This is a genomic window from Streptomyces boncukensis (assembly GCF_011045075.1).
GTDB lineage: Bacteria > Actinomycetota > Actinomycetes > Streptomycetales > Streptomycetaceae > Streptomyces > Streptomyces boncukensis.
The window spans coordinates 1-5,560 of the sequence record NZ_JAAKZZ010000482.1 but is presented as its reverse complement, the minus strand read 5'-3'; the positions used below and the strand labels follow the sequence as shown (position 1 = coordinate 5,560).

General features: G+C 72.7%; 5 protein-coding genes. All 5 read left to right on the top strand.

The window, feature by feature from the left end; genetic code table 11:
• A partial coding sequence (locus G5C65_RS30115) for a carbohydrate ABC transporter permease (RefSeq protein ID WP_165302214.1) occupies window positions 1-898 on the top strand: 898 nt, incomplete at its 5' end.
• Window positions 895-1,821 carry a carbohydrate ABC transporter permease gene (locus tag G5C65_RS30110; protein ID WP_165302213.1) on the top strand — a complete coding sequence of 309 codons (927 nt, stop codon included), beginning with the start codon at window positions 895-897 and terminating at the stop codon, window positions 1,819-1,821. The genes G5C65_RS30115 and G5C65_RS30110, both read left to right, overlap by 4 nt.
• The gene (locus G5C65_RS30105; RefSeq protein WP_165302212.1) at window positions 1,818-2,813 is read left to right on the top strand and encodes a zinc-dependent alcohol dehydrogenase family protein; all 996 of its coding nucleotides are present in this window, start codon (window positions 1,818-1,820) and stop codon (window positions 2,811-2,813) included. The genes G5C65_RS30110 and G5C65_RS30105 overlap by 4 nt, the downstream gene beginning before the upstream one ends.
• A 162-nt stretch (window positions 2,814-2,975) precedes the next feature.
• On the top strand, window positions 2,976-4,673 hold the full coding sequence (locus tag G5C65_RS30100) for a PHP domain-containing protein (RefSeq protein ID WP_165302211.1): 1,698 nt from the start codon (window positions 2,976-2,978) through the stop codon (window positions 4,671-4,673).
• Window positions 4,670-5,278 (top strand): hypothetical protein, encoded by a 609-nt coding sequence (locus G5C65_RS30095; RefSeq protein WP_338146736.1) that lies wholly within the window; start codon window positions 4,670-4,672, stop codon window positions 5,276-5,278. Before G5C65_RS30100 ends, G5C65_RS30095 begins: the two co-directional genes overlap by 4 nt.
• The last annotated feature ends 282 nt before the right edge of the window (window positions 5,279-5,560 follow it).

Genomic DNA, 5,560 nt, shown 5'->3' with positions numbered 1-5,560 from the left:
GTCGCAGCGCTCGGCGGCGCGGGAGCGCTGGCTGCGGCGCGTGCCGCTGCTGCCCGCGCTGGTCTTCCTGATCATCGTCACCCAGCTGCCGATGGCGGCGACGCTGGTCTTCTCGTTCATCGACTGGAACGCGCTCTACCCCGAGGCCCGCGAGTTCGGCGGCCTCGCGAACTACCGGGAGGTGCTCACCGACCCGGACCTGCGCGAGTCCGTCCTCACCACCATCGTGCTGACCTCGGTCGTCGTCCTGGCCAGCCTGGTGCTCGGGCTGCTGCTCGCGCTGCTGCTGGACCGGAAGTTCCGGGGCCGCGGCGCCGTCCGCACGCTGCTGATCGCGCCGTTCCTCGTGGTGCCCGTCGCGTCGGCGCTGCTGTGGAAGCACGTGCTCTACAACCCCGAGTACGGGCTGTTCAACGGCGTGCTGAACGGCCTGTTCGGAGACAGCGCCCCACAGCCCGACTGGATCACCGAGATGCCGCTCACCGCCGTGGAGGTCTCGCTGATCTGGCAGTGGACGCCGTTCATGATGCTGATCCTGCTCGCGGGGCTGCAGAGCCGCCCGGCCGACGCGATCGAGGCGGCCCGGATGGACGGGGCCGGGGCCTTCCAGATCTTCCGCTTCATCACCCTGCCGCATCTGCGCCGCTATCTGGAGCTGGGCGCGCTGCTCGGCACCGTCTACATCGTGCAGAACTTCGACGCCGTCTTCACCCTCACCTCCGGCAGCCTCGGCACCGCCAACCTGCCGTACACGGTCTACGAGACCTTCTACCAGGGGCACGAGTACGGCGTCGCCTCCGCGGCCGGCGTCCTGGTGGTCATCGGCTCGCTCATCGTCGCGACGGTCGCGCTGCGGGTGGTCTCGTCGCTGTTCCGGGAAGAGGGGTACGCGTCATGACGCTCGCAGGGACCACCCAGACCACCCGCAGCGCCCAGCGGCCGGACACCGGGGCGCGGAGGACCGGACGGGGCGACGCACGGCCGGACTCAGGCAGGAGCCGGCGCACGCGCGGAGCCGCGCTCGGGCTGCTCGCCTGGGTCGTGGCGCTCCTCTTCGCCGCGCCGCTGCTGTGGATGGTGCTCACCTCCTTCCACTCCGAGTCGGACGCCGCCACCAACCCGCCCTCCCTCGCCGCGCCGCTCACCCTCGACGGCTACCGCACGTTCTTCGGCGCCGACGGCGGCGCCAAACCCTGGTTCGCGCTGGCCAACTCGCTGACCGCCTCGCTCGTCTCCACGGTGTGCGTGCTGCTGCTGGCGCTCCCGGCGGCGTACGCGCTGTCCATCCGGCGCGTACGCAAGTGGACCGACGTGCTGTTCTTCTTCCTCTCCACCAAGATGCTGCCGATCGTGGCCGGCATCCTGCCGCTGTACCTGTTCGCCAAGGAGACCGGCTTCCTGGACAACATCTGGCTGCTGGTCATCCTCTACACCTCGATGAACCTGCCGATCGCGGTGTGGATGTGCCAGTCGTTCCTCGCCGAGGTGCCGGTGGCGCTGATCGAGGCGGCGCGCATCGACGGGGCGCGGCTGCCCACCATCCTGCTGCGGGTGATCGCCCCGATCGCCGCGCCCGGCATCGCCGCGACCGCGCTGATCTGCTTCATCTTCAGCTGGAACGAACTCCTCTTCGCGCGGGTCCTCACGGGCGTCGTCGCCCAGACCGCGCCCGTCTTCCTGACCGGATTCATCACCAGCCAGGGCCTGTTCCTGGCGCAGGTGTGCGCCGCGTCGCTCGTGATCTCCCTGCCGGTGCTCGCCGCGGGGTTCGCCGCCCAGGACAAACTGGTCCAGGGCCTGTCGCTAGGAGCAGTGAAATGAAAGCCGCACTTGTCGAATCCGTGGGGAAGGTCGCCGTGACCACGGTGCCCGACCCGACCCCCGGCCCCCGGGACGTGGTGGTCAAGGTCGCCGCGTGCGGACTGTGCGGTACGGACCTGCACATCCTGCAGGGCGAGTTCGCGCCGTCGCTGCCGCTGGTGCCGGGGCACGAGTTCGCGGGCGAGGTCGTCGCGGCCGGCGGCGAGGTGACGGGGCTGGCCGAGGGCGACCGGGTCGCGGTGGACCCCTCCCTCTACTGCTACGAGTGCCGCTACTGCCGCACCGGCCACAACAACCTCTGCGAACGCTGGGCGGCCATCGGCGTGTCCACGGCGGGCGGCGCCGCGGAGTACGCGGTGGCCCCGGCCGCCAACTGCGTCAAGCTGCCCGAGCACATCCGCACCCAGGACGCGGCCCTCATCGAGCCGCTGTCCTGCGCGGTACGCGGCTACGACGTGCTCCGCTCCCAGCTGGGCTCGCACGTGCTGATCTACGGATCCGGCACCATGGGCCTGATGATGCTGGAGCTCGCCAAGCGGACCGGAGCGGCCAGCGTCGACGTCCTCGACCTCAACCCCGAGCGGCTCGCCACCGCCGGCCGGCTGGGCTGCACGGCGACCGCCGCGGTGGCCGACGAGCTGGAGCGGTCCCGGAGCGGGGGCTGGGACCTGGTGGTGGACGCGACGGGCAACGCCGCCGCGATCCAGGACGGGCTCGGCCGGGTCGCGAAGGCGGGCACCTTCCTCCAGTTCGGGGTGGCGGACTACGCGACGACCGCCACGATCGAGCCGTACCGCATCTACAACCAGGAGATCACCATCACCGGCTCCATGGCCGTGCTGCACAGCTACGAGCGGGCCGCCGAGCTGTTCGCCGGCGGGGTGCTGGATCCGGACGTGTTCATCTCCGACCGGCTGCCGCTGGAGAGCTATCCCGCCGCGCTGGAGCAGTTCGCGGCGGGGGAGGGGCGGAAGATCGTGGTGGTGCCGTAGCTCTCGGGCGGCGCCCCGGGGTGCGGCCCGCGCCCCTGACGGGGCACCTGTGCGCGCGAAGTCCAGGAGAGCAACCCCTGCTTACCGGGACTGTCGTTCGCCGTTCACCTCACAGCGGAAAGCTCCGTTCCGCAGGGTGAGAAGGCGAACAAGGGAGCGGCCATGGGCCAGCACCATCACCATCACGGCGACCACCACCACGGTGACCACCACCACGAGGACGGGCCCCTCCCGGCCTCGTTCGACACCTCGGTGCCGGACGAGGCCCTGAGCCCCGAGGAGCTGTCGCGCCGCGGCATGCTGCGGAGCGCCGGGCTGCTCGGCGCGGGCCTGACGGCGGGCAGCGTGCTCGCAGCCCCGGCCGCGTCCGCAGCGGACAGCGGCCGGGGAGGGCGCCGCAGACACGGCTTCCACTGGCTGGCGGGCGATCACCACATCCACACCCAGTACAGCCCCGACGGCAAGTACCGGGTCTCCGACCAGGTGCGCCAGGGCGCCCGGCACGGGCTGGACTGGATGGTCATCACCGACCACGGCAACGAGACCCACGCGAAGATCGGCGTCGAGAAGGTCAACCCGGACATCCGCGAGGCCCGCAGGGAGTACGAGGACACCCTGGTCTTCCAGGGGCTGGAGTGGAACATCCCGGCCGCCGAGCACGGCACCGTCTTCGTGCATCCGGGACGGCACGAGGTCGCCGTCCTCAAGGAGTTCGAGACCGACTACGACGGCAGCGTGCGGGGCGCGGGCGACTCCACCCCCAAGAACGAGGCGCTGGCCGTCTCCGGCCTCGACTTCCTCTCCGACCAGGTCAGGCGGCGCCGCGTCCGCGACATCCTGATGCTGGCCAACCACCCGGCGCGCAAGGGCATCGACTCCCCGCACGAGGTCCGCGCCTGGCGCGACGCGACCCCGGCCCGGCACCGGATCGCCGTCGGCATGGAGGGCGCGCCCGGCCACCAGGCGGCGGGGATCGAGAAGGCGTACGGCATGGGCCGGGCCCGCGGCCTCTACGACAACAGCCCCGGAGCGAACTCCTTCCCCGGCTACCCGCTGGAGAGCTACCGCACCTGGGGCGGCTTCGACTGGATGACCGCCACCGTCGGCGGCCTGTGGGACAGCCTGCTCGCCGAGGGCAAGCCTTGGTGGATCACCGCCAACTCCGACTCCCACAACGTCTACGCGGACACCGCGGCGCGCGGCCCGCACTCCGACTTCGAGAAGAACGGCAGGTACGAGGACCCCGTCTACGCCGGCAAGCTCGACCTCGCCCAGGGCGACTACTGGCCCGGCCAGTACAGCCGTACGCACGTGGGCGCCGAGCGGTTCTCGTACGCCGCCGTCATGGCCGGCATCCGCGCCGGGCGGGTCTGGGTCGACCACGGCCGGCTCGTCGGCGGGCTGGACGTGCGGGTCACGGGCGGCGGACGCCGGGCCACGCTGGGCGGCGCGCTGCATGTGCGGCGCGGCACGAAGGTGACGCTGACCGTCGACATCGCGCTCGCCGACACCCCCAACTGGGCCGGCTTCGTCCCGCGCCTGGCCCGCGTCGACGTCATCCAGGGCGACGTCACCGGGGAGGTGAAGGACAAGGACACCTTCCAGGCGCCGACGGCGAAGGTGGTGCGGTCCTACGACGTGAGCGAGCGCTCCGGCCGGATCCGGCTCACCTACTCCCTCGGCACGGTGGACCGCCCGCTGTACGTGCGGCTGCGCGGCACCGACGGCAACCGCTCCGCACCCGGCCTGATGGGCGCCTCGGCCGATCCGCACGGGCCCGCCATGGACGTTGTCGGCGACGCGGACCCGTGGCGGGACCTGTGGTTCTACGCCAACCCGGGCTGGGTCCTGCCCGCGTGACCGGCGGTCCGCGCGCGCGGTGCGTGCTCGGCGTCGACCCGGGGGACCTCGCCGACCTGCGCGCCGCCGACCACCTGCTGACCGAGCTGGCCGCGGGGCTGGCGCTGCCGGAGGCGGGCTACGCCGCCACGCACCTGGTGCGCACCGGCCGCCCGCGGATCGCCCTGTCCTTCGCGCTGCCGGACGAGGACGCGGCGCGCGCCGCCTGGCACCGGCTCACCTCCCACCGGGAGGGCGCGGCGGCCGGCGCCGCGCTGGGCTCCCTCCGGCACGGCCCGGCGGAGCTGGCCGGGAGCGCCGCGCACGCGGCCGGGGAGCACGCCTTTCGGCGCGCGGGGCGAGCCGTGCGCTATCCGGGCTCCCGCGCGCTGACCGGCACCCTGACGGTGGCCGCGCTGCTCGCGGGCTGCGCGGTGGACCGGGTGGCGGTCCTGGGCGCCCCGTCGCCCGCCGCCGACCCGTCCCAGCGGGTCCGTACCCGCGGCCACGTACGCCCCCAGTGGCAGGAGGGCCGGCTCGTGCTGGCGGCGATGCCGGCGGCGGGCGGCGTCCTGGTCCCGTTCGAGGAGCCGGAGCCGACGCCCTGCTGCGCGGACCACGGCTGACCGCGCCCGTCCCCCGCGCCGCGGGGGACGGCCGGTGTCGCATCGGCGACCTTGACATGCCGCCGCCGCGCGGAAGCCTGACGAGTAGATGTGCAACGGACCGAGCGTGTCTCGATTTTCGGGTGAAGGGCCGGCAGATGACCGACAACGCCATGTGGGCAAGCACGGCAGGCACGGCAAGCACGGCAGGCACAGCAGGCACGGCAGGCACGACGCAGGGCACACAGCACGAGAGTCGCGCGTTCCGGAGTCTGCAGCGGCGGCTGCGCTCTCCGTTCCTTC